The following is a 23,969-nucleotide window of genomic DNA, read 5'->3' as shown; positions in this document are numbered from 1 at the left end:
CCTTGCGGCCCATCGCGGCTGAAGCCGCTCCTACAGGAGACGTGTGATCCTTGTAGGAGCGGCTTCAGCCGCGATGGGCTGCAACGCAGCCCCAATCAGTGGTTCAGCGTACGACAATCCCACGCGAAGCCATGTAGGCCTTGGCTTCCGGTACCGTGTACTCGCCAAAGTGGAAGATGCTCGCCGCCAGCACCGCGCTGGCATGCCCTTCCAGGATGCCGTCGGCCAGGTGCTGCAGGTTACCCACGCCACCGGAAGCAATCACCGGAATCCCCAGCGCATCGCTGATGGCGCGGGTCACGCCCAGGTCGAAGCCATTCTTCATGCCATCCTGGTCCATGCTGGTCAGCAGGATCTCGCCAGCCCCCAGGCCTTCCATCTTCTTCGCCCACTCCACCGCATCCAGCCCGGTAGGCTTGCGCCCGCCGTGGGTAAAGATCTCCCAGCGCGGGGTTTCGCCCGGGCCGGAGACTTTCTTGGCGTCGATGGCAACGACGATGCACTGCGAACCGAAACGGTCCGCCGCCTCGCCCACGAACTCCGGGTTGAACACCGCGGCGGTGTTGATCGACACCTTGTCGGCACCGGCGTTGAGCAGGTTGCGGATGTCCTGCACGGTGCGCACGCCACCACCCACGGTCAGCGGGATGAACACCTGGCTGGCCATGCGCTCGACGGTATGCAGGGTGGTGTCACGGCCATCGACGCTGGCGGTGATGTCGAGGAAGGTGATCTCGTCGGCGCCCTGCTCGTCGTAGCGCCGGGCGATCTCCACCGGGTCGCCGGCATCGCGGATGTTCTCGAACTTGACGCCCTTGACCACCCGGCCGTTGTCCACGTCCAGGCAAGGGATGATGCGCTTGGCCAGTGCCATGGTCGCTCCTCAGCCTTGGTAGTTGTCGCAGAAGGCCTGGGCCTCGGCGACGTCGAGGGTGCCTTCGTAGATGGCACGGCCGGTGATGGCGCCGATGATGCCTGGTGCCTTGGCGTCCAGCAGGGCCTTGATGTCGCCCAGGTTGTGGATGCCGCCCGAGGCGATCACCGGGATGCGCGTGGCTTCGGCCAGGGCCTTGGTGAAGGGCACGTTGCAGCCCTGCATCATGCCGTCCTTGGCGATGTCGGTGTAGACGATTGCCGAGACGCCATCGGCCTCGAAACGCTTGGCCAGGTCGATGACCTGCACGCTGCTCACTTCGGCCCAGCCGTCGGTGGCGACGAAGCCGTCCTTGGCGTCCAGGCCGACGATGACCTTGCCAGGGAACGCCTTGCATGCTTCGGCGACGAACTCAGGCTGCTTGACCGCCTTGGTGCCGATGATCACGTAGCTGACACCAGCCTTGACGTAGTGCTCGATGGTTTCCAGCGAGCGGATGCCACCGCCGATCTGGATCGGCAGGGTCGGATAGCGCTTGGCGATAGCCGTGACCACTTCACCGTTGACCGGCTGGCCTTCGAAAGCGCCGTTGAGGTCGACCAAGTGCAGGCGGCGGCAACCACCCTCGACCCATTTGGCGGCCATGCTCACCGGGTCGTCGGAAAATACCGTGGAGTCTTCCATGCGGCCTTGGCGCAGGCGTACGCAGGCACCGTCCTTGAGATCGATAGCGGGGATAATCAGCATGTGAGGAACCTGTCTAATCGTTGGAATTCAGGGCTTCTCGAGCGCCCACAGGTCGCTTTCGATGCTCTCGAACCGCTCCTTGAGGTGCAGCTGAACATCGGCAATCGCCCTGTTGTAGTAATGGGGTGCAATCTCTTTGCTGAACAGCTCGAGGACCTCGGCCACCTCGAATGACCCCAACTCCAGCTCGAAGCGGTCTTCGAGAAAGCGCTTGAGCGTGTCGAGCGCCTCGCGCTCCTGCTCCGGGGTCAGGGTGATGATCGGGGCCTTGGTCTTCGATCGGCTCATTTACCAGCGCCCGTCCCAGGCGACGAAGTTCTGCAGCAGCTGCAGGCCATGGGTATGGCTCTTCTCCGGGTGGAACTGCACGGCGAAGCGCGAACCTTCGGCCAGCGCAGCGGCGAAATCGACGCCGTAGTGGCCGCGACCGACCACCTGGCCCGGCTTGCCGGCCTCGATGAAATAGCTGTGCACGAAGTAGAAACGCGCACGGTCGGGGATGTCATGCCACAGCGGGTGGTCGATGGTCTGGCCGACTTCGTTCCAACCCATGTGCGGCACCTTCAGGTGCTCGCCGTCTTCCTTCAGGTCTTTACCGAAGAAGCGTACCTGGCCGAGGAACAGGCCGATGCAGTCGACACCGTCGTTTTCCTCGCTGCGCTCGAGCAGCGCCTGCATGCCTACGCAGATGCCGAGGAACGGGCGGTCCTGGCTGACTTCGCGCACCAGGCTGTCGAAGCCCAGGCGGCGGATCTCGGCCATGCAGTCGCGGATCGCGCCGACGCCCGGGAACACCACGCGGTCGGCTTCACGAATCACCGCGGCGTCGCTGGTCACCAGCACCTTGCCGGCGCCCACATGCTCCAGGGCCTTGGCCACCGAGTGCAGGTTGCCCATGCCATAGTCGATTACGGCTACCGTCTGCATTTACAGGCATCCTTTGGTGGATGGCATCTGCCCGGCCATGCGCTCGTCGAGGGTAACGGCCATGCGTAGCGCGCGGCCGAACGCCTTGAACACGGTCTCGATCTGGTGGTGGGTGTTGTGGCCACGCAGGTTGTCGATATGCAGGGTCACCAGGGCATGGTTGACGAAGCCCTGGAAGAACTCCTGGAACAGGTCGACATCGAAGCCGCCCACGGTGGCGCGGGTATACGGCACGTGCATCTGCAAGCCCGGACGCCCGGAGAAGTCGATGACCACGCGCGACAGGGCCTCATCCAGCGGCACATAGGCATGGCCATAGCGGAAGATGCCTTTCTTGTCGCCGATGGCCTGGGCGAACGCCATGCCCAGGGTGATGCCGACGTCCTCGACGGTATGGTGGTCGTCGATATGCAGGTCGCCCTTGCACTCGATGTCCAGGTCGATCAGCCCATGCCGGGCGATCTGGTCGAGCATGTGTTCAAGGAAAGGCACGCCGATTTCAAATCGGGCCTTGCCGCTGCCATCGAGGTTGATCGAGCACTTGACCTGGGTTTCCAGGGTATTGCGCTCGACGGAAGCCTTACGTTCGACCATCACCAGCTCCGCAAAATCATTGGGCGAAAAGGGCTCCATTATAGGCCCAGAACGCGCCAGCTTGAAACGCGGATGACATATGGCAGGGCAAGCAATTGCGGGGGGATAACAGGCTTACAGGTCTATACAAGCGTGTAGTTGGGGCTGCTTTGCAGCCTTTCGCTGGCAGGCCGCCCCCCACAGAGATCGCGGCAGTGCAATACCTGTGGGAGCCGGCTTGCCGGCGATGAAGCCAGTACAGCTACATCAATGGAACAGAACGGCCGTCTTCTGCAGGGTGATCCACACCCCCCAGGCCAGCGGAATCACCACCACCGCCCAGGCCACCAGCACCAGAGGCAGGCTGCCCGGCGCCGCGTGCCACTCCAGCGAACGCGCGGAATCGGCGCCCTTGTCATGGCTCAGCGCGCGCTCGGCCGCCAGTTCGGCGTCGGTCATGAAGTACTTGTCCGCCACCGGGCGTACCAGCATGTTGCAGATGAACCCCAGCACCAGCAGGCCGGCCAGGATGTACAGGGTCATGTCGTAGGCCGCGGCCCGCTCCACGCCCGCCGCCAGCTGCGCCTCGCGCAAGTAAGTGATCAGCACCGGGCCGAGCACGCCGGCCGCCGCCCAGGCAGTCAGCAGGCGACCATGGATGGCACCGACCATCTGCGTGCCGAACAGGTCGGCCAGGTACGCCGGCACGGTGGCGAAGCCGCCGCCGTACATCGACAGGATGATGCAGAACGCCGCCACGAACAGCGCCACGTTGCCGATGTGGCCCATGTTCGGCACCAGGCTGTAGAGGCCCACGCCCAGGGCGAAGAAGGCAAAGTAGGTGTTCTTGCGGCCGATGTAGTCGGAGAACGACGCCCAGAAGAAGCGCCCGCCGATGTTGAACAGGCTCAGCAGACCGGTGAAACCAGCGGCGATCGCGGCAATCTGCGCCAACTGCGCGGCATTCAGCTCACTGAAGGTCAGCTCGTTGCCCAGCAGCTTGCCGGCGAACACTTCCTGCAGCAGTGGCGAAGCCATGCCGAGAATGCCGATACCGGCCGAGACGTTCAGGCACAGCACCAGCCACACCAGGGCGAACTGCGGGGTTTTCCAGGCCACGCTGACGTGCACGTGACGGTCGGTGACCATGGCGTTGGCTTTCTTCGCCGGCGGTGTCCAGCCTTCGGGCTTCCAGCCGGTCGGCGGCACGCGGTAGGCCAGGGCACCCGCGGTCATGAACACGAAGTAGATCGCGGCCATGGCGACAAAGCTCTGCCAGACGCCCACCTCGGTCGCGCTGCCGAAGTGGCCCATGAGCGCGGTGGCCAGAGGAGCGCCCACCATGGCACCTCCACCAAAGCCCATGATCGCCATGCCGGTTGCCATGCCGCGCTTGTCCGGGAACCACTTGATCAGGGTCGAGACCGGCGAAATGTAGCCCAGGCCCAGGCCGATCCCGCCAATCACCCCCGAACCCAGCCACATCAGCCACAGCTGGTGGGTCTTCACGCCGATCGCCGAGATCAGCAGGCCGCCGCACCAGCACAGTGCCGAGACCAGGCCGGCCTTGCGCGGGCCGGCGTGCTCCAGCCACCCACCGAGCACCGCGGCCGAGCAGCCGAGGAACACGAAGAACAGGGTGTAGATCCAGCTGAGCATGGAGATCGGCCAGTCGCACTCGGCGCTGAACAGGCGGGCGACGAAGCCCATGTCGGCGGCGCAGGCCACTGGCGCGCTGACACCCAGGGCCTGGGACAGCGGCAGCCAGAACACCGAGAAGCCATAGGCCATGCCGATGCACAGGTGAATGGCCAGGGCCGCCGGCGGCACCAGCCAGCGGTTGAAGCCCGGGCGGGCGATGATGCGCTCCTTCGACAGGAAGCCCGGCGTGCTTGCCGCCGCTCCCGCCGTGATACTGCTGTTCATGGATTGATCCTTTTGTAGGTGGGCTGTGCGCGTGGACGGCTCTGTATGGCTGCACGCAAGGCAGCCCGGCCGCTTCAGGCATCAACCGCGACAATGGGTCGCGGGGCTCCACGGGCGGGCGCAAGATTACCAGCAGCGGGTGACATGAAAGCAATCTGATATCGTGTTTTTTTCGTCAACTGAAACGATCAATCCGCTATCGGTGGCGCCTGCATCGCCGGCAAGCCGTCTCCCACAGCGACCGCGCAAGTCTTGAGGCCTGCGCGGTCGCTGTGGGAGACGGCTTGCCGGCGATGAGGCCCGGACAAGCAATAAATGAACTGCCGCCATTGCCACTGTCGAAATGTCGGATACGCAGAGCCAAGTGCCACGGCGCTATACTCGCCGCTGAAATTCATAATCGGACTACAAGGACTCGCCCATGAAAGCGTTCGGCAAAATCCTGGGGCTGGGGCTTCTCGGGTTGTTGCTGATCATCGTGGCGCTGGGCTTCGCCCTGACCCACCTCTTCGATCCCAACGACTACAAAGAAGAAATCCGCCAGCTGGCCCGCGACAAGGCCCACGTGGAACTGACCCTCAACGGCGACATCGGCTGGAGCCTGTTCCCGTGGCTGGGCCTTGAGCTGCACGAAGCCAGCGTCGCCACGCTGAACAACCCCAAGGTGCCTTTCGCCGACCTGCAGATGCTCGGCCTGTCGGTGCGCGTGCTGCCGCTGCTGCGCCGTGAAGTGCAGATGAGCGACGTGCGGGTCGAAGGTCTGAACCTGACGCTGACCCGCGATGCCAACGGCCATGGCAACTGGGAAGACATCGGCAAGCCATTGCCGGACCCGGCGATCGCCAACGCACCGGCGAGCACGCCCGATGCAAGCGCAGCGACGGAACCTGCCAAGCCGGAAAGTGGCGAGCGCTCGGTCAAGCTCGATATCGACAGCCTGACCGTCAACAACGCCCGCGTGCTTTATACCGACGAGAAAGCCGGCCAGACCTACGGCGCCGAAAGCATTCAGTTGAGCACCGGCCCCGTGCACGAAGGCGTGAACATCCCGCTCAAGGCCAGCGCCTTCCTCAGCGCCAGCCAGCCGAACCTGAAGGCGCGCACCGAGCTGACCGGCGAACTGCGCTTCGACCGCCGTCTCAAGCGCTACAACCTCGAGGACATGCGTCTGTCTGGCGAAACCTCGGGCGAGCCACTGGCCGGCAAGACCATGACCTTCGCCGCCCAAGGCCAGGTGCTGGTCGACCTGGCGGCCAATGTCGCCTCCTGGAGCGGCCTGAAGGTCTCGGCCAACCAGCTGCGCGCCCTGGGCGAGCTGAACGTGCGCGACCTCGACAAGACGCCGCAGGTCAGCGGCGGCCTGTCCATCGCCCAGTTCGACCTGCGCACCTTCCTCGACGGTATCGGCCACCCGCTGCCCGCCACCGCCGACGCGGCAGCGTTCAAGAAGCTGGAGCTGGTCACCCGCCTGCAAGGCACGCCGAACAGCCTCGCCCTCGAAGACCTGGCGGTAAAGCTGGACGACAGTACCTTCACCGGCCGGGTCGCCGTGGAAGACTTCGCCAAGCAGGCCCTGCGCGTGCGCCTCAAGGGCGACAAGTTCGACGCCGACCGCTACCTGCCGGCCAAGAGCGAGGAAGCCAAGGGTGCCACCGCAGCGCGCCAGGCCGAGGTCAAGCAGCAGGAAGCCAGCGCCGTCGCCGGCGCCGGCTCCACACCGCTACCCGACGCACCGACGCAAGTTGCCTGGAGCAGCGACAAGCTGCTGCCGGTCGATCGCCTGCGCGCCCTCGATCTGCAGGCCGACCTGTCGTTCGGCGCCCTGACGCTGGACAAGCTGCCGATCAGCGACGCGCAGCTGACCGCCAGCGGCCAAGGCGGCCTGATCACCCTGCAAACCCTGCGCGGCGCCCTGTACAACGGCACCTTCGAGGCCAAGGGCACCGTTGATGTACGCCCTGCCGTGCCGCAGATCGGCGTCAACACCAAGATCAACCGCGTGCCAGTGGAACACTTCATCAAGCGTGAATCCCCTGAGCAGGCGCCGCCGGTCAAGGGCCTGCTGACCCTGAACAGCGACCTCACCGCCACCGGCAACAGCCAGAAGGCGCTGGTCGATACGCTCAATGGCAATGCCAGCTTCACCATCAACGACGGCGTGCTGGTCAACGCCAACCTGGAACAGCAACTGTGCCAGGCCATCGCCACCCTCAACCGCAAGCAACTCAGCGGCGAACCCCGTGGCAAGGACACGCCGTTCCAGGAGCTGCGCGGCAGCCTGGTAATGCGTAACGGCGTGGCCAGCAACCCGGACCTCAAGGTGCGGATCCCAGGCCTGACCGTCAACGGCCACGGCGACCTCGACCTGCGCGTGCTGGGCATGGACTACAACGTCGGCGTGGTCGTCGAAGGCGACCAGCGCGCCATGCCCGACCCGGCCTGCCAGGTCAACGAGCGCTATGTCGGCGTCGAAGTGCCACTGCGCTGCCGCGGCCCGCTGGAGCTGGGCGCCAAGGCCTGCCGCCTGGACCAGGACGGCCTGGGCAAGGTGGCCGCGAAGCTGGCCGGCAACCGCCTGAAAGACAAGATCGATGAAAAGCTCGAAGAGAAACTCGGAGACAAGGTGAGCCCTGAACTCAAAGATGCATTGAAGGGGCTGTTCAAGCGATGACACCCCAGCAGTTCTCCAGCGCCGTGCTGGACTGGTACGACCAGCACGGCAGGCATGACCTGCCCTGGCAACAGGGCATCACCCCGTATCGGGTGTGGGTGTCGGAAATCATGTTGCAGCAGACCCAGGTCAGCACCGTGCTCAACTACTTCGACCGCTTCATGCAGGCCCTGCCCACCGTGCAGGCGCTGGCCGAGGCGCCGGAGGACGAGGTGCTGCACCTGTGGACGGGCCTGGGCTACTACACCCGTGCCCGTAACCTGCAAAAGGCCGCGAAGATCGTCGTCGAGCAACATGGCGGCGAGTTTCCGCGCAGCGTCGAGCAGCTCACCGAGCTGCCCGGTATCGGCCGCTCCACCGCCGGGGCCATCGCCAGCATCAGCATGGGCATCCGCGCGCCGATCCTCGACGGCAACGTCAAGCGCGTACTGGCCCGCTTCACCGCCCAAGCCGGCTACCCGGGCGAGCCGAAGGTAGCCAACCAGCTGTGGGCCAGCGCCGAGCGCTTCACGCCGATGACCCGGGCCAACCACTACACCCAGGCGATGATGGACATGGGCGCGACGCTGTGCACGCGCAGCAAGCCCAGCTGCCTGATCTGCCCGTTGCAGCGCGGTTGCGAAGCCCATCTGCACGGCGAAGAGACCCGCTACCCCGAGCCCAAGCCGCGCAAGGCCCTGCCCCAGCGCAAGACCCTGATGCCGCTGCTGACCAACCACGAAGGCGCGATCCTGCTCTATCGTCGGCCCTCCACCGGCCTCTGGGGCGGCCTGTGGAGCCTGCCGGAGCTGGACAGCCTCGAGCAGCTCGAAGACCTCGCCTACCAGCACGGCCTGCGCCTGGCCGGCAGCCAGGCCCTGGCAGGCCTGACCCACACCTTCAGCCATTTCCAGCTGGCCATCGAGCCATGGCTGGTGCGTGTCGACCCCGTCGGCGCGCACGTGGCCGAGCCCGACTGGCTCTGGTATAACCTCGCCACCCCGCCGCGCCTGGGCCTCGCCGCCCCGGTCAAGAAGCTGCTGCAACGCGCGGCCGACGAACTGATTGCAGGAGAGAAGCGATGACCCGCACCGTGAAGTGCCGCAAGTACAACGAAGAACTCCCAGGCCTCGACCGCCCCCCCTACCCGGGCGCCAAGGGCCAGGACATCTTCGAGCACATCTCGCAGAAGGCCTGGAAGGAGTGGCAGGACCACCAGACCATGCTGATCAACGAGAAGCGCCTGAACATGATGAATGCCGAGGACCGCAAATTCATCCAGGCCGAGATGGACAAGTTCTTCGCCGGTGAAGACTACGCCCAGGCCGAAGGCTATGTTCCACCCTCGAATTGACCCCGAAAATCGTAAGCGACGGAATTAATTTAAATTTTTTTGAAAAAGTCGTTGACGGCCTCTGAGAAAATCTATTTAATTCACCCCGTCGCCCAGATAGCTCAGTCGGTAGAGCAGAGGATTGAAAATCCTCGTGTCGGCGGTTCGACTCCGTCTCTGGGCACCACCTTCAGCTTCTGGTGGTTGCAAAGTTACCCGAAGCGACACAAGAAACCCGCCTAGTGCGGGTTTTTTGTTGCCTGCGATTTTTTACTGTGACGCAGGTTGAACTGTCTAGGACTACCCCGCTACCTGAGGGGGCACTGCCCCGGCATGCAACCTCACGCCAAGGGCTGCCATTACCTTCATGATGGTCGCCAGGCTAGGGTTCCCCTCCGCAGACAGCGCCTTGTACAGCCCTTCCCGGGTCAAGCCGGTATCACGAGCCAGCTGCGCCATTCCACGGGCACGCGCTATGTCTCCCAATGCGGCAGCAAGCAGCACCGGATCATTTTCCTCAAGACACGCCTCCAGGTAGAGGACAACGTCTTGCTCGGTCTTCAAGTGATCGGCGGCGTCCCACTTGGTAAGTTTGAGGTCTGCCATGGTGGCCTCCTAGATATCACGCGCCAGCTTGAGTGCAGATTTGATGTCGCGGGCTTGAGTGGTTTTATCTCCCCCGGCAAGGAGAAGTATCACCTCATAGCCGCGCCGGGCCAGATAGACTCGATAGCCAGGCCCGTAGTCGACTCTCAACTCCAGGACGCCCTCGCCCACTGGCTTGCAATCCCCCAGCACGCCAAGCTCGATACGCCGCAGCCGCACGTTGATGCGGGCCTGCGCGCGAGCATCCCGCAAGGCAGCAAACCACTTCTTGTATCTATCGGTCTGTATGAGCGTGTGCATGGGAAAAATGTAAACCGCAGTTCACACTACATCAAACCGCATCTGTTTCAAACTGTTCATCAGACCTGCGGCATCGCTCTACCACTTGACCAATATCAAAAAGCCACCCGTTCAGCGCTCATAGGATGGAAGGTGGACATTCGAACGACCCCGCAAGGACCTCCATGAGCGAAGAATCCGCCACCCTCCTCCTGCCATCGCCTGCCGAGGCCGGCAGCAGCGCCAAGCCCACCCCTCGCACCCGTCGCCCGCGCCAGCGCAAGCCTGCCGCCAGCGCCGCCGCGCCAGAGACCATTACCCAGGTCAGCCAGCAGCCTGCCGCCCTGGAAGTGGCCAACGCGCGCAAGGGCAGCAGCGAGGACAGCACCTCGGCACGCCTGCCGGCCAGCTACCCGTACCGCACGCGCATGCGCCGCCAGGACTACGAGAAGGCCAAGCACGACCTGCAGATCGAGCTGCTCAAGGTACAGAACTGGGTGAAGGAAACCGGCCAGCGCATCGTCGTGCTGTTCGAGGGCCGTGATGCTGCGGGCAAGGGCGGCACCATCAAACGCTTCATGGAACACCTGAACCCGCGCGGTGCGCGGATCGTGGCACTGGAGAAGCCTTCCGAGCAGGAAAAGGGCCAGTGGTACTTCCAGCGCTATGTGCAGCACCTGCCCACCGCGGGTGAAATGGTGTTCTTCGATCGCTCCTGGTACAACCGCGCCGGGGTCGAGAAGGTGATGGATTTCTGCTCGCCCCTGCAATACCTGGAGTTCATGCGCCAGGCACCTGACCTCGAACGCATGCTGTGCAACAGTGGCATCCTGCTGTTCAAGTTCTGGTTCTCGGTGAACCGCGAGGAGCAGTTGCGCCGCTTCATCTCCCGTCGCGACGACCCGCTCAAGCACTGGAAACTCTCGCCCATCGACATCAAGTCGCTGGACAAGTGGGAGGACTACACCGCTGCCAAGGAAGCGATGTTCTTCCATACCGACACGGCCGATGCACCATGGACGGTGATCAAGTCGGACGACAAGAAGCGCGCGCGGATCAACTGCATTCGGCACTTCCTGCACTCGCTGGATTATCCAGGCAAGGACCACAGCGTGGCGCATGCGCCGGATCCGTTACTGGTCGGGCGGGCTTCGCGGGGGTTTGAGGAAGATGAGCCGGCGGCGCTGGTGAGCTGAACACTTTGGGGCCGCTAGGCGGCCTCTTGGGTTTCTCGCGCAACTACGCTTCAATACGCGCCTTTACCAGTCAGCCCAAGGATCCACCATGGCCACCAACACCAAGCAACAGAAACGCGCCAAGCGCGCCGCCACCAAGGCCAAGCAGAACCGCATGGTGCGCAGCGGCCAGGCGGTCAAGGCCAGCACTGGCGACAGTGCCAGTGTCGAGCAGGTGTTCAACAAGGCCATGGAGTCGGGCAGCTACGACAGCCTGTTCGAAAAAATGAAGGAAGCCCAGGAAAACGGCCTGGTGCCGATGATCTCGGTGTTCCTTGTCGACCCGCTGCTGGCGCTGGTGCTCAAGGGCCACAAGGAAGAGCACGCCACCGACTACATCGTCATGGTGTTCACCGCCTACCGCAAATGGCTGGACGGCGCCGACGAGGACGCGACCATGGCCTGGCTGGAGAGCGACGAGTTCCAGGACGCCTATGTCACCGCCTCGGAGGTCGTGGCCAAGCAGCAGCAACAGCAGAAGCAGTTCGGCTGAGTCGAACCGCCCCCGCTTCCACAACCCGTGCAGACAAAAAAGGCCGCGCCCTTCACAGGACGCGGCCTTTTCATTTCACTTGTGGATCAGCTATCCAACGCCACACGCGCAGCAGCGCCACGCTTGCGGTGCACCAGCAGACCAGCTGCCACCACACCAATGCTCAGGATTGCCGTGGCGATGATCTCGGCACGGTGATCTTCGCGCAGCCCCATCACCACCAGAATGGCAACGATGAAGGCGATGGTCGCCCAGGTCAGGCCCGGGAACAGCCACATCTTGAACGAGATCTTCTCGCCACTGGCTTCACGCTGGCTGCGCATGCGCAGTTGCGACACGGCAATTACCAGGTAAACCAGCAGGGCGATGGCGCCGGAGCTGGCCAGCAGGAACTCGAACACCGCGGCCGGGGCCAGGAAGTTGGCGAACACACACAGGAAGGCTGCGGCGGTGGACAACAGCACAGCCCAGTGCGGGGTGCCGGCCTTGGTGGTGCGCTGGGCAACCGCCGGGGCGTCGCCACGCTTGCTCAGGGAGAAGAGCATGCGCGAAGAGGTGTACAGCGCCGAGTTCAGGCAGCTGGTCACGGCGATCAGCACGACGATGTCGACGATCAGCTTGGCGTTCGGCACGCCGATCAGGCTGAGGACAGTCTGGTAGGAGCCTTTCTCGGCCAGGGTCGGATCGTTCCACGGCACCATGGCCACGACCAGGAAGATCGATACCAGGTAGAACAGGCAGATACGCCAGATCACCGAGTTGGTGGCGCGGCTGATCTGCTTGCCCGGATCCTTCGATTCGGCGGCGGCGATAGTGACGATCTCGGTCCCCATGAAGGAGAACATGGTAGTCAGCATGGCGGCCAGCACGGCGCCCAGGCCATTGGGCATGAAGCCCTGGGTGTCGAACAGGTGGCTGACGCCGCTGATCTGGCTGCTCGGCACCATGCCGAACATGGCCGCGCAACCGACGACGATGAAGCCGATGATCGCCAGCACCTTGAGCAGGGCGAACCAGAACTCGAACTCACCGTAGTTCTTCACGCTGAACAGGTTGGTGATGGTCAGCGCCAGGGTAATGATCAACGAGAACGCCCACAGGTCCACCGAGGGGAACCAGGCATGCAGGATGGCGGCGGCGGCGTTGGCCTCCAGCGGAATCACCAGCACCCAGAACCACCAGTACAGCCAGCCGATGGTGAAACCGGCCCAGCGCCCGATGGCGCGGTCGGCGTAGGTGGAGAAGGAACCGGTGTCAGGCGAGGCGACGGCCATTTCGCCGAGCATGCGCATCACCAGCACGACCAGGGTACCGGCCGCGGCGTAGGCCAGCAGCACGGCAGGGCCGGCGGCGGCGATGGCGTGGCCGGAGCCGACGAACAGCCCTGCGCCGATCACGCCGGCGATGGACAGCATGGTCACATGCCGTTGCTTGAGCCCCTGAGCGAGGTCATTGGAATTGTTACCGCTCATAAAACTACCTTTGTAAGGAGGTGGACTACACGAATGACTGGCCAGCGCGCCGGGGTGTGGATAGGCGTCGCCGCATTCAGTGGTTTCCAGAGGGCAATAAGCGGGCCACCTGAGAATGACTTTCGTCTGAAATGTTTCTGCCACCAATAACGGCGCGGCTTGCAGGGCATTGTGCCAAGCTTTGACCGAAAGGCCACCAAAACCCCATGCCAAGTCTGGATTACGGAAATACCCACTTACAAACGCACCAAAGGTGCTCCTCGGTAACACCTGTGCACGAATTCTGCGCAACAGAAAGCGCAACCAACAGGCGCAACCTTGCCCCCGTCAAGCCCGCGACACAGTGCCACCCGGCTAAAAACGGCTTCCCAGACCGGGCCAAAGCTGGCACCATCGCGCCTTTTTTCATCAAGGCTCCGGTGCTGGGCAAAACGCTATTGCGGACATCCTGGCGACAGTCCACTGCAGCGATGCGACAAACTGTCCCACCAGCGACCCGAGCACCCCGCGACCCGGTTGGCCGCCGTTGCGCCGCTATGCTAGCGTGGCGCTCGCCAGGAAGGCCGCCAACAGCTGGGAACGCACCCGAACACATGAGGACCGCAAATGGCTCAGGCCACGCCCGCGCTGGAAATCCGCAACCTGCACAAACGCTATGGCGAGCAGGAAATTCTCAAGGGCATTTCGCTGACCGCGCGCGACGGTGACGTGATCTCCATCCTCGGCTCGTCCGGCTCTGGCAAGTCCACCCTGCTGCGCTGCATCAACCTGCTGGAGAACCCGCACCAGGGCGAGATCCTCGTCGCCGGTGAAGCCCTCAAGCTCAAGGCGCAGAAAAACGGCGACCTGATCGCCGCCGACAACCGCCAGATCAACCGCCTGCGCAGCGAGATCGGCTTTGTCTTCCAGAATTTCAACCTGTGGCCGCACATGTCGATCCTCGACAACATCATCGAGGCGCCGCGCCGCGTGCTCGGCCAGAGCAAGGCCGAGGCCATCGAGCATGCCGAGGCGCTGCTGAACAAGGTCGGCATCTTCGACAAGCGCCACAGCTACCCTGCCCAGCTTTCCGGTGGCCAGCAACAGCGTGCCGCCATCGCCCGTACCCTGGCCATGAAACCCAAGGTCATCCTGTTCGACGAGCCAACCTCGGCGCTCGATCCGGAAATGGTCCAGGAAGTGCTTAACGTCATCCGCGCCCTGGCCGAAGAAGGCCGTACCATGCTGCTGGTGACGCACGAGATGAACTTTGCCCGCCAGGTGTCCAGTGAAGTGGTCTTCCTGCACCAGGGCCTGGTCGAAGAGCAAGGATCGCCGCAGCAGGTCTTCGAGAACCCGACCTCGGCGCGTTGCAAGCAATTCATGTCCAGCCACCGCTAACGGAGCAATACATGCAGACCTACAAGAAGTTCCTCCTGGCAGCTGCTGCCACGCTGGTGATGTCGGCCAACGCCATGGCCGCGGAAAAACTGCGCATGGGTATCGAAGCTGCCTACCCACCGTTCAACAACAAGGATGCCAGCGGCCAGGTCGTCGGCTTCGACAAGGACATCGGTGACGCCCTGTGCGCCAAGATGAAGGTCGAATGCGAAGTGGTCACCTCCGACTGGGACGGCATCATCCCGTCGCTGAACGCGAAGAAGTTCGACTTCATCATCTCGTCGCTGTCGATCACCGATGAGCGCAAGCAGGCGGTGGACTTCACCGACCCGTACTACTCGAACAAGCAGCAGTTCATCGCCAAGAAAGGCGCCGACTTCAAGACTGACCGCGCCTCGCTCAAGGGCAAGACCATCGGCACCCAGCGCGCCACCCAGGCCGCGACCTGGCTGGACGACAACGGCGGCATGGACGGCGAGTTCAAGGTCAGCCTGTACGACAACCAGGAAAACGCCTACCTGGACCTGACCTCCGGCCGCGTCGATGCCATCCTCGCCGACAAGTACGCCAACTACGACTGGTTGAAGTCCGACGCTGGCAAGAACTACGAGTTCAAGGGCGACCCGGTGAACGAAAGCGACAAGGTCGGCATCGCAGTACGCAAAGGCGACAACGAGCTGCGCAACAAGCTCAATGCCGCACTGAAGGAAATCGTCGCCGACGGTACCTACAAGAAGATCAACGACAAGTACTTCCCGTTCAGCATCTATTGATTCGCCCCGACAGGCATCGCCGCCTTGGCGGTGCCTGTCCCTTGAACAAACTTACCCATGAATATCGACCTGCACGGATTCGGCCCGGCCATGATGGCCGGTACCCTGATGACCGTAAAACTGGCGCTCTGCGCCTTGCTGCTGGGACTGGTCCTGGGCCTGCTTGGCGCCCTGGCCAAGACCTCGCCGGTCAAGCCCTTGCAATGGCTTGGCGGCACTTATTCCACACTGGTGCGCGGCGTTCCCGAACTGCTCTGGGTGCTGCTCATCTACTTCGGCACCGTCGGGCTGATGAACAGCCTTGGCGAACTGCTGAACATGCCTGGCCTGGAGCTCAGTGCCTTCACCGCTGGCGTGATCGCCCTCGGCCTGTGCTTCGGCGCCTACGCCACGGAAGTATTCCGCGGCGCGATCCTGGCCATCCCCAAGGGGCATCGTGAAGCGGGCCTTGCCCTGGGCCTGTCCAAGGGCCGCATCCTGTCGCGGATCATCCTCCCGCAGATGTGGCGCATCGCCCTGCCGGGCCTGGGCAACCTGTTCATGATCCTGATGAAGGACACTGCGCTGGTGTCGGTGATCGGCCTGGAAGAGATCATGCGCCACGCGCAGATCGGCGTGACCGTCACCAAGGAGCCGTTCACCTTCTACGCCGTGGCCGCCTGCATCTACCTGGGCCTGACCGTGATTGCCATGACCGGCATGCACTTCCTGGAAAAGCGCGCCGCTCGCGGCTTCATGAGGGCCGAATAAATGAACTGGGAAGTCATCATCAAGTGGCTGCCACGCCTGGCCCAGGGTGCGACCCTGACCCTGGAGCTGGTGGCCATCGCGGTCATCGCCGGCCTGATCCTGGCCATTCCACTGGGCGTGGCGCGCTCGTCGCGACACTGGTATGTGCGCGCCCTGCCCTTCGGTTACATCTTCTTCTTCCGCGGCACGCCGCTGCTGGTGCAGCTGTTCCTGGTGTACTACGGCCTGGCCCAGTTCGACGTGGTGCGCAACAGCTCGCTGTGGCCGTACCTGCGCGATCCATTCTGGTGCACGGTGCTGACCATGACCCTGCACACCGCCGCCTACATCGCCGAGATCCTGCGCGGTGCTTTGCAGGCGATCCCCAAGGGCGAGATCGAAGCTGCCCGAGCACTGGGCATGTCGCGGGGCAAGACGCTGCTCTACATCATGCTGCCGCGCGCCGCGCGCATCGGCCTGCCGGCCTACAGCAACGAAGTGATCCTGATGCTCAAGGCCAGTGCCCTGGCCAGTACCGTGACCTTGCTGGAATTGACCGGCATGGCACGGACCATCATTGCCCGCACCTACCTGCCGGTGGAGATCTTCTTTGCCGCCGGGGTGTTCTACCTGCTGATCTCGTTCGTGCTGGTGCAGGGTTTCAAGCTGCTGGAGCGCTGGCTGCGCGTGGATGCCTGCCAAGGGCGTTGAGGCAGTAAACACCATCGGGGCCGCTTGGCGGCCCCTGTCGATAGCGCTGCGGTGCCTGCATGCCGACCACGCCTTACCTCCACGACCAGCACCTGCTCGAGCGCTTCCAGGCCCTCGATCACTTCCTGCTGCAGCACCAGCAGCTGTGGCGCCCGCGCCCGTTCAACCACTTGCGCCTGGATTGGGAAGACGAGCACGCCGAGCTGTCCCTATGGCTGCGCCAACGTACCCTTGAGCAAGCCGAAGCACACGAGCAACCTGCGGCCCCGGCCCCATTTGCAAAACTGGCCGCACAGGCGCAGGCACTGTCCGTCGTCGGCGAGCTGCCCGATGCCGGCTTGCACCCCGCCGCGCACCGGCTCGACGTCAACGTCCCCGGCCGCAAGTGGCAGCAGATCGAAGCCTTCAGCCGCCGCCTGGCGTTCAGCCAGCCTGCGCGGCACTGGCTCGACTGGTGCTCCGGCAAAGGCCACCTGGGCAGACGCCTGCTGCAACCCGGCCAGCAGCTGACCTGCCTGGAGTACGACGCCGAGCTGGTCAGTGCCGGCAAGGCCCTGAGCGAGCATCACCACCTGGCTGCCTCCCATGTCCAGCAGGACGTCATGGCCATGGACAGCGCCCGGCATCTGGATGGCGACAAAAGCGCGGTCGCCCTGCACGCCTGCGGCGACCTGCATGTGCGGCTGCTGCAACTGGCAAGCCAGCAGGGGTGCCGACAGATCGCGGTCGCGCCCTGCTGCTACAACCGCATCCAGGGCAAGCGCTATCAGCCGCTCTCCGGCGCCGCCCAGGCCTCGGCCCTGGCATTGACCCAGGACGACCTGGGCCTGCCGCTGAGCGAAGCAGTCACCTCCAGCCAGCGCACCCGCCGCCAGCGCGACCAGTCCATGGCCCGCCGCCTCGGGTTCGACCTGCTGCAGCGCCAGCAACGGGACGTGGACGAATACCTGCCCACCCCTTCGCTGCCGGTCAGCTGGCTGGCAAAGCCTTTCGAGCACTACTGTCGCGACCTGGCCGAACTCAAGCAACTGACGATCAACGGCCAACCCGACTGGGTTGCCCTGGAGGCAGCCGGCCAGCAACGCCTGGCCGAGGTACGCAACCTCGAACAGGTACGCAACCTGTTCCGCCGCCCCCTGGAGATGTGGCTGGTGCTCGATCGCGCCCTGTTCCTGCAGGAGCAAGGCTATACGGTACGCCTGGGCGTGTTCTGCGATTACCCGCTGACCCCGCGCAACCTGTTGTTGCTGGGTGAACGCGACGCCACGCCGCAGCACGGTTGACAGCCTGTGGATAACTCTGTGTACAAGCTTGTGATGAAAATCACGAAATCTTGGATCCATGGGCTATTTGCGCTGCTTTGCTTATTCCGTCATGCGCCTAAAAGCCAATAAAAACGGGCCTTTGCGCAAAGACCGGTGGTAGCGCCTGTCGGCATGCCTTTCGCGCAAGCGGCCAATGCCACTTGTGCATAAGCAATTTTGCCAAGCGCTTTGGCAGGGCAGTTGTCAAGCCAGTTTGAGCAAACCCATGCCTACCAGCAGCAACGCAAGACCCAACCAACCACGCCCGGCCAGACGCTGACCGAACAAGGCCCAGCCCATGGCCACGGTGGCAAGGATGCCAAAACCACCCCAGATGGCGTAGGCCAGCGACAGGTCGATGTCCTTCACCGCCTGCGCCAGCGCGGTGAACGCCGCCAGCACGCAGAGGATCGAGGCCAGGCCCAGGCCTTTGCGGCGGAAACCGTCGGAGTACTTGAGCAGCAGGTTGGCCAATACCTCCAGCACGATGGCCAGGCCCAGCCAGGCAAATGGAATCAGCATGGTACGGCCTCCCCTTCACGCTCGACGGGCTTGGCGCGGGTACCGGCCTTGACCAGCAGGATGCCGGCGATCATCACCGCCAGGCCCAGGCCCTTGGTCCAGCCCAGGCTTTCGCCAAGCCAGAGCACGCTGATCAAGGTGATCAGCACGATACCGAACCCTTCCCACAGCGCGTAGGCAACACCCACCGGCACGCGCTTGACCGCCAGGGCCAGGAAGAAATACGACAGACAGATCATGACGTACATGACGGCATGCCCCATCAAGGGGAAATGAGTGGCGGCGAGTTTCATCGACGCCGTGCCGATCACCTCGAAGGTAATGGCGACGATCAGGTAGATCCAGGAACGCATGGTGCCCTCCCATGGGCGACAGCGGCCGAGCGCACAGGCATCGGCGCCAGACAGAGACGTTTACGGCTGTAGAGGGAGGGTGGCGCTAGAGGTCGCCGGTCCAGTGACGTTCACGGGAGACCAGGCGGGAAGAGGAGAGGAGCTTGAAAGCTTTACTGTTCAACATAATGAACACAAGATTAGCTTAGCTGATCGATTTAGTCAAAATGATAGGTTGAGTCTAATTATTTCTCGAGAAAAATGGACTTCTCAAGAAAAACCCCCGTAAAGCTTGCTGAAAGCTTCGTAAATTATAATCCCCACGCTGTCTTTGCAGGAGCCGGCTTGCCCCGCGATCACCAGCAAGGCCACCCCTGCGACAAACCGTCGCCATAGAGGCAAACTAAAAATTAATTATTGTTTTACGATAATTATTCAAGAATAATCCGCTCCGTTCATCACTGTACGGAGGCACCCCATGAACAGTAGATCCGTGGCCTATGCGCGTTCGCGCCTACGCACCATCGGCGCATTCGCCGCCTACCTGGCCTGGACAACCGCGGTCGTCGAGCTGACCATCACACCCTTGCTCTTCATCTTCGACTTCCCCGAGATTTTCAACGGCTACCTGCAAGCCTACGGCGACCAGATGCCGCTGCTGCTCGAACCCGGCTACCAGGCATCCCCCCTGGCCGTCGGCCTGGTACTGGCGGTGGACATGATTCCCACGCTGATTTCCGTTGTGGCCCTCGGCCTGACCGGCCTGTTCTTCCACCGCCTCTCGCGTGGACAGACCTGGACCTCGGCCAATATCAAATTGCTGTGGTGGGTCGGCCTGCTGTGCATCTTCACCCCGTTGCTGTGGCCGGTGACCTACACCTTGCAAGGCCTGGCCCTGGCCATCGACCTGCCGGCCGGGGAAAGGAGCTTCAGCTTCTCGATCGGTGTATCATCGCAGGCTGTCTACGAGATCATGAAAGGCATCCTGCTGTGTGCCTTCTCGCTGCTCATGCGTGACGCCAAGACCATCAGCGATGAACACAACTGTTATGTCTGACTGCTTCCTATGCCGATAATCATCCGCCTCGACGTCGTCATGGCCCGGAACAAGATGCGTTCCAAGGACCTGGCGGAAATCATCGGTATCACGGAAGCGAACCTGTCGCTGCTGAAGAACGGCAAGATCAAGGGTTTCAAGATCGAGACCCTGGAGAAGCTGTGTCGCGCCCTGAACTGCCAGCCCGGCGATTTGCTGGAGTTCAGCGACGAATGATCAAGGACTGCAACACCCATGGCACTTTTCCACAATGGCCTGGCCGCCCTCGTGCTGGCCTGCCTGGCCTTGGCCCTGACCGGCTGCGGCCCGAGCTACACCTATAGATATTCGCCACCGCCCAGCGCGCATGGCATGAACTGCATCAACAGCTGTTCGACGGAGCGCAACCACTGCCAGCAGATGGCCCGCCTGCAGGACAACAGCGAACGTGCGCTGTACCAGGCCGAGATGAGAGCCTACCAGTACTGCCAGAACGGCAAGAGCAAGAAGGAAGCGCGTCACAGTTGCCACTACCCGAGCTACCCCTTCAACACAGGGAGCAGCTACAGTTGCGGCAATGATTACGACTCCTGCTACATGGCCTGCGGCGGCACCATCCAGCGCATCCTGAACAAAGACTGATCCCGGAACGGACTCGAACATCGTGAAACACACCAAGCCTTTCGCCCTGCTGACCCTCGCCCTGGCCATGACCGGCTGCGCCAACAGCCTGCCAAGCAGCAAGCCGGCCCCGTTGAACTGGAACATGCCCGGCATGCAGCTGGGCGGTGACCGCGGCCTGCCCCTGCACAACGCCGACGGCAGCTGCCGCAAGCGCGGCTGCGACAACGGCAAGCTGTTCTTCAACCCCGGCCAACCCGAGCCAAGCGTCAACTCCATCCACCGCGGCTGGTAGGAAAATTCTCCTTTCAGTTCGGTGACTTAGGGTTTTGTGCGCTGGATGCAACGAAGTGGTTTACAGCGCCGAATCCATCGCTATAATGACGCCCCTGTGCCGGTATAGCTCAGATGGTAGAGCAACTGACTTGTAATCAGTAGGTCCCGGGTTCGATTCCTGGTGCCGGCACCATACTCAGTATCAAAATAGGCTCACCGAAAGGTGGGCCTTTTTTGTTTTCATGTCCCTCAGCCGAAACAAATCCCTCAAAGCCAACTCGATCAATGAGCGGGCTTACCTGCGATGGGCCCTACAGCGGCCCCGGCAATCTCTGACAACACCCCCTCCCCACCCAGCAAGACACGCCTCCAAACACAAACGCTTTGACTTGCCAATCGAGCCCAGCTACGATTTTATCTTAAATTTTAGATATTCCGGCTGAGACAACCCATGGCGCTTCAATTCCACGAAAGCCCTTTCCACGCCACCCACGATGCAGAGACGGCCAGCAAAATGGCCTTGAAGATGGACCTGTCTATCTTCATCACGCATTGCATCAAAAAAATGGGCCTCAAACAGCACGAAGCCGCAGCCAGGCTGAACGTGACACAGTCCCGGGTATCCGAGCTGGCCAATGGCAAGATCGAGAAATTCACGCTGGACGCCATGATGGACATGCTCGACAAGCTCGGCTTTAGAACGAGCCTGACCCTCCCTTCGAACGATGCCGATTCGCCTGCGCAGATCGTGATCACTCAAACGCCCGACAGCTAAACCCTGTACCCCATCTTCCGCAGTTCGTGCTTGAACTCCTTCATGCGGTCTTCAGCGACCTGCATCGCATGCCGGTCGGACCTGTTGGTCGTTTTCACGAACGAATGCAACACAACGACCATGTCCGCAAATTTGGCCACATACACGCAGCGGAATGCAGGGCTGCCGTTGATGATGAGCTCTATCGCGCCCGCCCCCACCGACTCCGTCAGCGCCTTGATCGGCCGCTCAGGGTCCTGGCCATACTGAATACGACGCAGGTCTTTGCCGAAATCGTCCTGAACATCCTGCGGAAGATCCTTGTACTCACGCTCAGCAGCTGCACTCACAAACGCAAACTTTCTCAACGGCCTACCTACAAACGAAATGCTGGAATCGTGGACGGCATGCATGCCGGAGAACGTGGAATTTAGCGCAGTCGATTGCTCTGGGCGGGGGTAGAAGTGTTTCGGGATATCAGCTTGAAATAGGGTGTTTCATTCACCTGCACGGCTTGAACTGGCCTGAGGCGTCGCAGGAGATGGCGGGCGGCAATCGCGTTGCTCGGAGCAATGGGCTGTAACACCAAGGCGAACATCTGCCGCCATGGCGTCCGAGCTATGGTCAGAAACGGCTATCGAACGGCAGGTGAGCCACAAGAAGCGCAACAACGAGCGCGCCGCCTGTACCCAAAGGGACGAGTTCCTCGAAGAGCGCCGGATGATCAAGACCTGGTGGAGCCGGTTGCTGGAGGCGAACCGCGACGACCATGTGATACCGCACGAGTTTGCCAAGCAGACGGGCGAGAACGTCACGCGCCTTCGCAGTGCCAACCGAGTAGCCCGCCGCACCACCTCAATTCGCTGTGAAGTTCCCCACAGGACCGCGTGATGCTCCTCCGCGCGGGTCCTTTCAAACGGGGCTGCAAAGCCGCCCCGTGACCATACCCAAGAAAAAAACTGCTGGCACAGCTTACGTATATGGAAAACCATTGATGTCCACCGGGGGGGGGGGGGGGGTAGTTTTATCCACAGGAGCTAAATCCCTGATATCCCGCTGCTTGACGAATATTGTCCACAAGCGTAGGCCGGGAGTCGCAAGAGCTGTCGCCTCAAAACCCTCGACGAATGTCGGGGCTTTTTCGTTTGCGCTCCTGCGACACATTGTCCACCCTCTCCACTTCTTGTTTTCGCTCAATAAACCCTACTTTCAAAGCGGCTATTCCTGTGCCCGACGACTTTCGTCGACTTAAGGAGAAGTCCCATGAACGAGCAAGAAGGCGTGTCCCTGACCCGGCGTGGCATGCTGGCCGGCACTGTGTTGCTGGGCGTCGGTGCCTCGGCGCTTGGCAGTGGCCTGGCCCAGGCCGCGACCGCTTCGCCCGCCGCCGGCCCGATGCCTGACCTGGCGAAACTGGAGCGGGTAAGCGTCGAACTGGTGGCACCGCCACAGGTGCACCCCCACAGCCAGCGCGCTCCCGGCAAGCCGCGCATTGTCGAGTTCCGCATGGTCATCGAGGAGAAGGAACTGGCTGTCGACAGCGCCGGCGCCTATATCCACGCCATGACCTTCAACGGCTCGGTGCCCGGCCCGCTGATGGTGGTGCACGAGGGCGACTACGTGGAGCTCACGCTGGTCAACCCGGCCAGCAACAGCATGATGCACAACATCGACTTCCACGCCTCCACCGGCGCCCTCGGCGGCGGTGAGCTGACCCATGTGAAGCCGGGCGAGCAGGTGGTGCTGCGCTTCAAGGCCGACCGTGCCGGGGTGTTCGTGTATCACTGCGCGCCGGGCGGGGCGATGATTCCCTGGCATGTGGTGTGTGGCATGAACGGCGCGATCATGGTGCTGCCCCGTGACGGCCTGAAAGACCCCGAGGGCCGCCCGTTGCAGTACGACAAGGCCTGGTATATCGGCGAGCAGGACTACTACATCCCCCGCGACAAGGACGGCAAGTACAAGCGCTACGCCAACCCCATGGCCAGCTTTGGCGACATGAGCCAGCTGATGAAGGGGCTGGTGCCCAGCCATGTGGTGTTCAACGGCAGCGTCGGCGCCCTGACCGGCAAGCAGGCGCTCACCGCCAAGGTGGGCGAGACCGTGCTGATCGTCCATTCCCAGGCCAACCGTGATACCCGCCCGCACCTGATCGGCGGCCACGGCGACTACGTCTGGGCCTCGGGCAAGTTCGCCAACCCGCCGCAGCGTAACCTGGAGACCTGGTTCATCCCCGGCGGTGCGGCGGGGGCGGCGTTGTACACCTTCCGCCAGCCCGGCCTGTACACCTACCTCAACCACAACCTGATCGAGGCGGTGATGCTCGGCGCCGCCGCGCATGTGCAGGTGGAGGGACAGTGGAATGACGACCTGATGAAACAGGTGCAGGCGCCCGGGCCGATCCGCTAGCGGTATT

28 protein-coding genes, 2 tRNA genes and 1 pseudogene are annotated in these 23,969 nt (G+C 62.7%); 19 read left to right on the top strand and 12 right to left on the bottom strand.

All coding sequences use genetic code 11. The features are described from left to right. Positions 1 to 103 precede the first annotated feature (103 nt). The 6 genes from hisF to AAHK21_RS15230 all read right to left on the bottom strand — a co-directional run bounded on the left by hisF (position 104) and on the right by AAHK21_RS15230 (position 5,047). Positions 104 to 874, bottom strand: coding sequence for an imidazole glycerol phosphate synthase subunit HisF (hisF, locus tag AAHK21_RS15255; protein WP_023629858.1), 771 nt, complete (start codon positions 872 to 874; stop codon positions 104 to 106). Between the two features lie 9 nt (positions 875 to 883). After that, a complete protein-coding gene (gene hisA, locus AAHK21_RS15250; protein ID WP_046853804.1) occupies positions 884 to 1,621 on the bottom strand; it encodes a 1-(5-phosphoribosyl)-5-[(5-phosphoribosylamino)methylideneamino]imidazole-4-carboxamide isomerase in 738 nt (245 codons plus the stop codon). A gap of 27 nt (positions 1,622 to 1,648) precedes the next feature. Further along, entirely contained in the window at positions 1,649 to 1,909 is a 261-nt protein-coding gene (locus tag AAHK21_RS15245; RefSeq protein ID WP_023629859.1) for a DUF2164 domain-containing protein, read from the bottom strand. Further along, positions 1,910 to 2,548, bottom strand: coding sequence for an imidazole glycerol phosphate synthase subunit HisH (gene hisH, locus AAHK21_RS15240; protein ID WP_367857672.1), 639 nt, complete (start codon positions 2,546 to 2,548; stop codon positions 1,910 to 1,912). Continuing rightward, positions 2,549 to 3,142, bottom strand: coding sequence for an imidazoleglycerol-phosphate dehydratase HisB (gene hisB, locus AAHK21_RS15235; protein ID WP_028688464.1), 594 nt, complete (start codon positions 3,140 to 3,142; stop codon positions 2,549 to 2,551). A 246-nt stretch (positions 3,143 to 3,388) separates the two neighbouring features. Beyond that, positions 3,389 to 5,047, bottom strand: coding sequence for an OFA family MFS transporter (locus tag AAHK21_RS15230; protein WP_046853801.1), 1,659 nt, complete (start codon positions 5,045 to 5,047; stop codon positions 3,389 to 3,391). Between the two features lie 421 nt (positions 5,048 to 5,468). On the opposite strand from AAHK21_RS15230, the gene AAHK21_RS15225 reads away from it, so the two are divergent. The 4 genes from AAHK21_RS15225 to AAHK21_RS15210 all read left to right on the top strand — a co-directional run bounded on the left by AAHK21_RS15225 (position 5,469) and on the right by AAHK21_RS15210 (position 9,217). After that, entirely contained in the window at positions 5,469 to 7,718 is a 2,250-nt protein-coding gene (locus tag AAHK21_RS15225; RefSeq protein ID WP_367857671.1) for an AsmA family protein, read from the top strand. Continuing rightward, positions 7,715 to 8,782: an A/G-specific adenine glycosylase gene (gene mutY, locus AAHK21_RS15220; protein ID WP_217867970.1), complete on the top strand. Its 1,068-nt coding sequence runs from the start codon at positions 7,715 to 7,717 to the stop codon at positions 8,780 to 8,782. The genes AAHK21_RS15225 and mutY overlap by 4 nt, the downstream gene beginning before the upstream one ends. Then, on the top strand, positions 8,779 to 9,051 hold the full coding sequence (locus tag AAHK21_RS15215; RefSeq protein WP_011536185.1) for an oxidative damage protection protein: 273 nt from the start codon (positions 8,779 to 8,781) through the stop codon (positions 9,049 to 9,051). Before mutY ends, AAHK21_RS15215 begins: the two co-directional genes overlap by 4 nt. Before the next feature lie 90 nt (positions 9,052 to 9,141). Continuing rightward, positions 9,142 to 9,217: transfer RNA gene (locus AAHK21_RS15210), tRNA-Phe, on the top strand. 113 nt (positions 9,218 to 9,330) lie between these two features. Here the strand turns inward: AAHK21_RS15210 and AAHK21_RS15205 are convergent. Together AAHK21_RS15205 and AAHK21_RS15200 are read right to left on the bottom strand one after the other, a co-directional pair. Further along, positions 9,331 to 9,636: an addiction module antidote protein gene (locus AAHK21_RS15205; protein ID WP_046853798.1), complete on the bottom strand. Its 306-nt coding sequence runs from the start codon at positions 9,634 to 9,636 to the stop codon at positions 9,331 to 9,333. 9 nt (positions 9,637 to 9,645) lie between these two features. Continuing rightward, positions 9,646 to 9,936 (bottom strand): type II toxin-antitoxin system RelE/ParE family toxin, encoded by a 291-nt coding sequence (locus tag AAHK21_RS15200; protein WP_367857670.1) that lies wholly within the window; start codon positions 9,934 to 9,936, stop codon positions 9,646 to 9,648. 164 nt (positions 9,937 to 10,100) lie between these two features. On the opposite strand from AAHK21_RS15200, the gene ppk2 reads away from it, so the two are divergent. Both ppk2 and AAHK21_RS15190 read left to right on the top strand, forming a co-directional pair. After that, positions 10,101 to 11,111 carry a polyphosphate kinase 2 gene (ppk2, locus tag AAHK21_RS15195; RefSeq protein ID WP_046853796.1) on the top strand — a complete coding sequence of 337 codons (1,011 nt, stop codon included), beginning with the start codon at positions 10,101 to 10,103 and terminating at the stop codon, positions 11,109 to 11,111. 88 nt (positions 11,112 to 11,199) lie between these two features. After that, a complete protein-coding gene (locus AAHK21_RS15190; protein ID WP_367857669.1) occupies positions 11,200 to 11,643 on the top strand; it encodes a hypothetical protein in 444 nt (147 codons plus the stop codon). Between the two features lie 86 nt (positions 11,644 to 11,729). Here the strand turns inward: AAHK21_RS15190 and gabP are convergent, their stop codons facing one another. Then, positions 11,730 to 13,115: a GABA permease gene (gabP, locus tag AAHK21_RS15185; RefSeq protein WP_367857668.1), complete on the bottom strand. Its 1,386-nt coding sequence runs from the start codon at positions 13,113 to 13,115 to the stop codon at positions 11,730 to 11,732. Positions 13,116 to 13,721: 606 nt separating this feature from the next. Between gabP and AAHK21_RS15180 the strand changes: the two genes are divergently transcribed. The 5 genes from AAHK21_RS15180 to AAHK21_RS15160 are packed head-to-tail and all read left to right on the top strand — an operon-like array spanning position 13,722 to position 17,991. After that, positions 13,722 to 14,495, top strand: a complete 774-nt coding sequence (locus tag AAHK21_RS15180; protein WP_046853793.1) for an ABC transporter ATP-binding protein — start codon at positions 13,722 to 13,724, stop codon at positions 14,493 to 14,495. An 11-nt stretch (positions 14,496 to 14,506) separates the two neighbouring features. Further along, complete coding sequence (locus tag AAHK21_RS15175) at positions 14,507 to 15,268, top strand: ABC transporter substrate-binding protein (RefSeq protein ID WP_367857667.1); 762 nt, start codon at positions 14,507 to 14,509, stop codon at positions 15,266 to 15,268. A gap of 57 nt (positions 15,269 to 15,325) precedes the next feature. Then, positions 15,326 to 16,018, top strand: coding sequence for an ABC transporter permease (locus tag AAHK21_RS15170; protein ID WP_094010996.1), 693 nt, complete (start codon positions 15,326 to 15,328; stop codon positions 16,016 to 16,018). Further along, positions 16,019 to 16,708 carry an ABC transporter permease gene (locus AAHK21_RS15165; protein WP_023630847.1) on the top strand — a complete coding sequence of 230 codons (690 nt, stop codon included), beginning with the start codon at positions 16,019 to 16,021 and terminating at the stop codon, positions 16,706 to 16,708. A gap of 59 nt (positions 16,709 to 16,767) precedes the next feature. Then, positions 16,768 to 17,991 (top strand): methyltransferase, encoded by a 1,224-nt coding sequence (locus AAHK21_RS15160; RefSeq protein WP_367857666.1) that lies wholly within the window; start codon positions 16,768 to 16,770, stop codon positions 17,989 to 17,991. 225 nt (positions 17,992 to 18,216) lie between these two features. On the opposite strand, the gene mdtI is transcribed toward AAHK21_RS15160, so the two are convergent. After that, a complete protein-coding gene (mdtI, locus tag AAHK21_RS15155) occupies positions 18,217 to 18,534 on the bottom strand; it encodes a multidrug/spermidine efflux SMR transporter subunit MdtI (RefSeq protein ID WP_023629978.1) in 318 nt (105 codons plus the stop codon). After that, positions 18,528 to 18,887: an SMR family transporter gene (locus AAHK21_RS15150; protein ID WP_367857665.1), complete on the bottom strand. Its 360-nt coding sequence runs from the start codon at positions 18,885 to 18,887 to the stop codon at positions 18,528 to 18,530. The genes mdtI and AAHK21_RS15150 overlap by 7 nt, the downstream gene beginning before the upstream one ends. A 457-nt stretch (positions 18,888 to 19,344) precedes the next feature. Between AAHK21_RS15150 and AAHK21_RS15145 the strand changes: the two genes are divergently transcribed. The 6 genes from AAHK21_RS15145 to AAHK21_RS15120 all read left to right on the top strand — a co-directional run bounded on the left by AAHK21_RS15145 (position 19,345) and on the right by AAHK21_RS15120 (position 21,574). Continuing rightward, the gene (locus AAHK21_RS15145) at positions 19,345 to 19,923 is read left to right on the top strand and encodes a hypothetical protein (RefSeq protein ID WP_038706991.1); all 579 of its coding nucleotides are present in this window, start codon (positions 19,345 to 19,347) and stop codon (positions 19,921 to 19,923) included. Positions 19,924 to 19,932: 9 nt separating this feature from the next. After that, the gene (locus AAHK21_RS15140) at positions 19,933 to 20,139 is read left to right on the top strand and encodes a helix-turn-helix transcriptional regulator (protein ID WP_023629980.1); all 207 of its coding nucleotides are present in this window, start codon (positions 19,933 to 19,935) and stop codon (positions 20,137 to 20,139) included. 18 nt (positions 20,140 to 20,157) lie between these two features. Beyond that, positions 20,158 to 20,544: a hypothetical protein gene (locus AAHK21_RS15135; RefSeq protein ID WP_046853791.1), complete on the top strand. Its 387-nt coding sequence runs from the start codon at positions 20,158 to 20,160 to the stop codon at positions 20,542 to 20,544. 67 nt (positions 20,545 to 20,611) lie between these two features. After that, a complete protein-coding gene (locus AAHK21_RS15130; RefSeq protein WP_046857670.1) occupies positions 20,612 to 20,818 on the top strand; it encodes a hypothetical protein in 207 nt (68 codons plus the stop codon). Positions 20,819 to 20,916: 98 nt separating this feature from the next. Further along, positions 20,917 to 20,992: transfer RNA gene (locus AAHK21_RS15125), tRNA-Thr, on the top strand. A gap of 258 nt (positions 20,993 to 21,250) precedes the next feature. After that, positions 21,251 to 21,574 carry a helix-turn-helix domain-containing protein gene (locus AAHK21_RS15120; RefSeq protein ID WP_367857664.1) on the top strand — a complete coding sequence of 108 codons (324 nt, stop codon included), beginning with the start codon at positions 21,251 to 21,253 and terminating at the stop codon, positions 21,572 to 21,574. Here AAHK21_RS15120 and AAHK21_RS15115 read toward each other — a convergent pair. Further along, entirely contained in the window at positions 21,571 to 21,921 is a 351-nt protein-coding gene (locus AAHK21_RS15115) for a type II toxin-antitoxin system RelE/ParE family toxin (RefSeq protein ID WP_046857666.1), read from the bottom strand. The two genes, AAHK21_RS15120 and AAHK21_RS15115, sit on opposite strands and share 4 nt — an antisense overlap. A gap of 229 nt (positions 21,922 to 22,150) precedes the next feature. Here AAHK21_RS15115 and AAHK21_RS15110 point away from each other — a divergent pair. Next, positions 22,151 to 22,444, top strand: a pseudogene (locus AAHK21_RS15110) (hypothetical protein); the annotation flags it as partial. A gap of 504 nt (positions 22,445 to 22,948) precedes the next feature. Continuing rightward, the gene (gene nirK / locus AAHK21_RS15105; RefSeq protein WP_367858993.1) at positions 22,949 to 23,962 is read left to right on the top strand and encodes a copper-containing nitrite reductase; all 1,014 of its coding nucleotides are present in this window, start codon (positions 22,949 to 22,951) and stop codon (positions 23,960 to 23,962) included. Positions 23,963 to 23,969: the final 7 nt, after the last annotated feature.

The sequence above is a fragment of the Pseudomonas sp. TE50-2 genome, from assembly GCF_040813665.1.
Classification (GTDB): Bacteria; Pseudomonadota; Gammaproteobacteria; order Pseudomonadales; family Pseudomonadaceae; genus Aquipseudomonas; species Aquipseudomonas soli.
The sequence above is the reverse complement of the archived record's forward strand: the minus strand, read 5'-3'. Positions and strand labels throughout refer to the sequence as shown.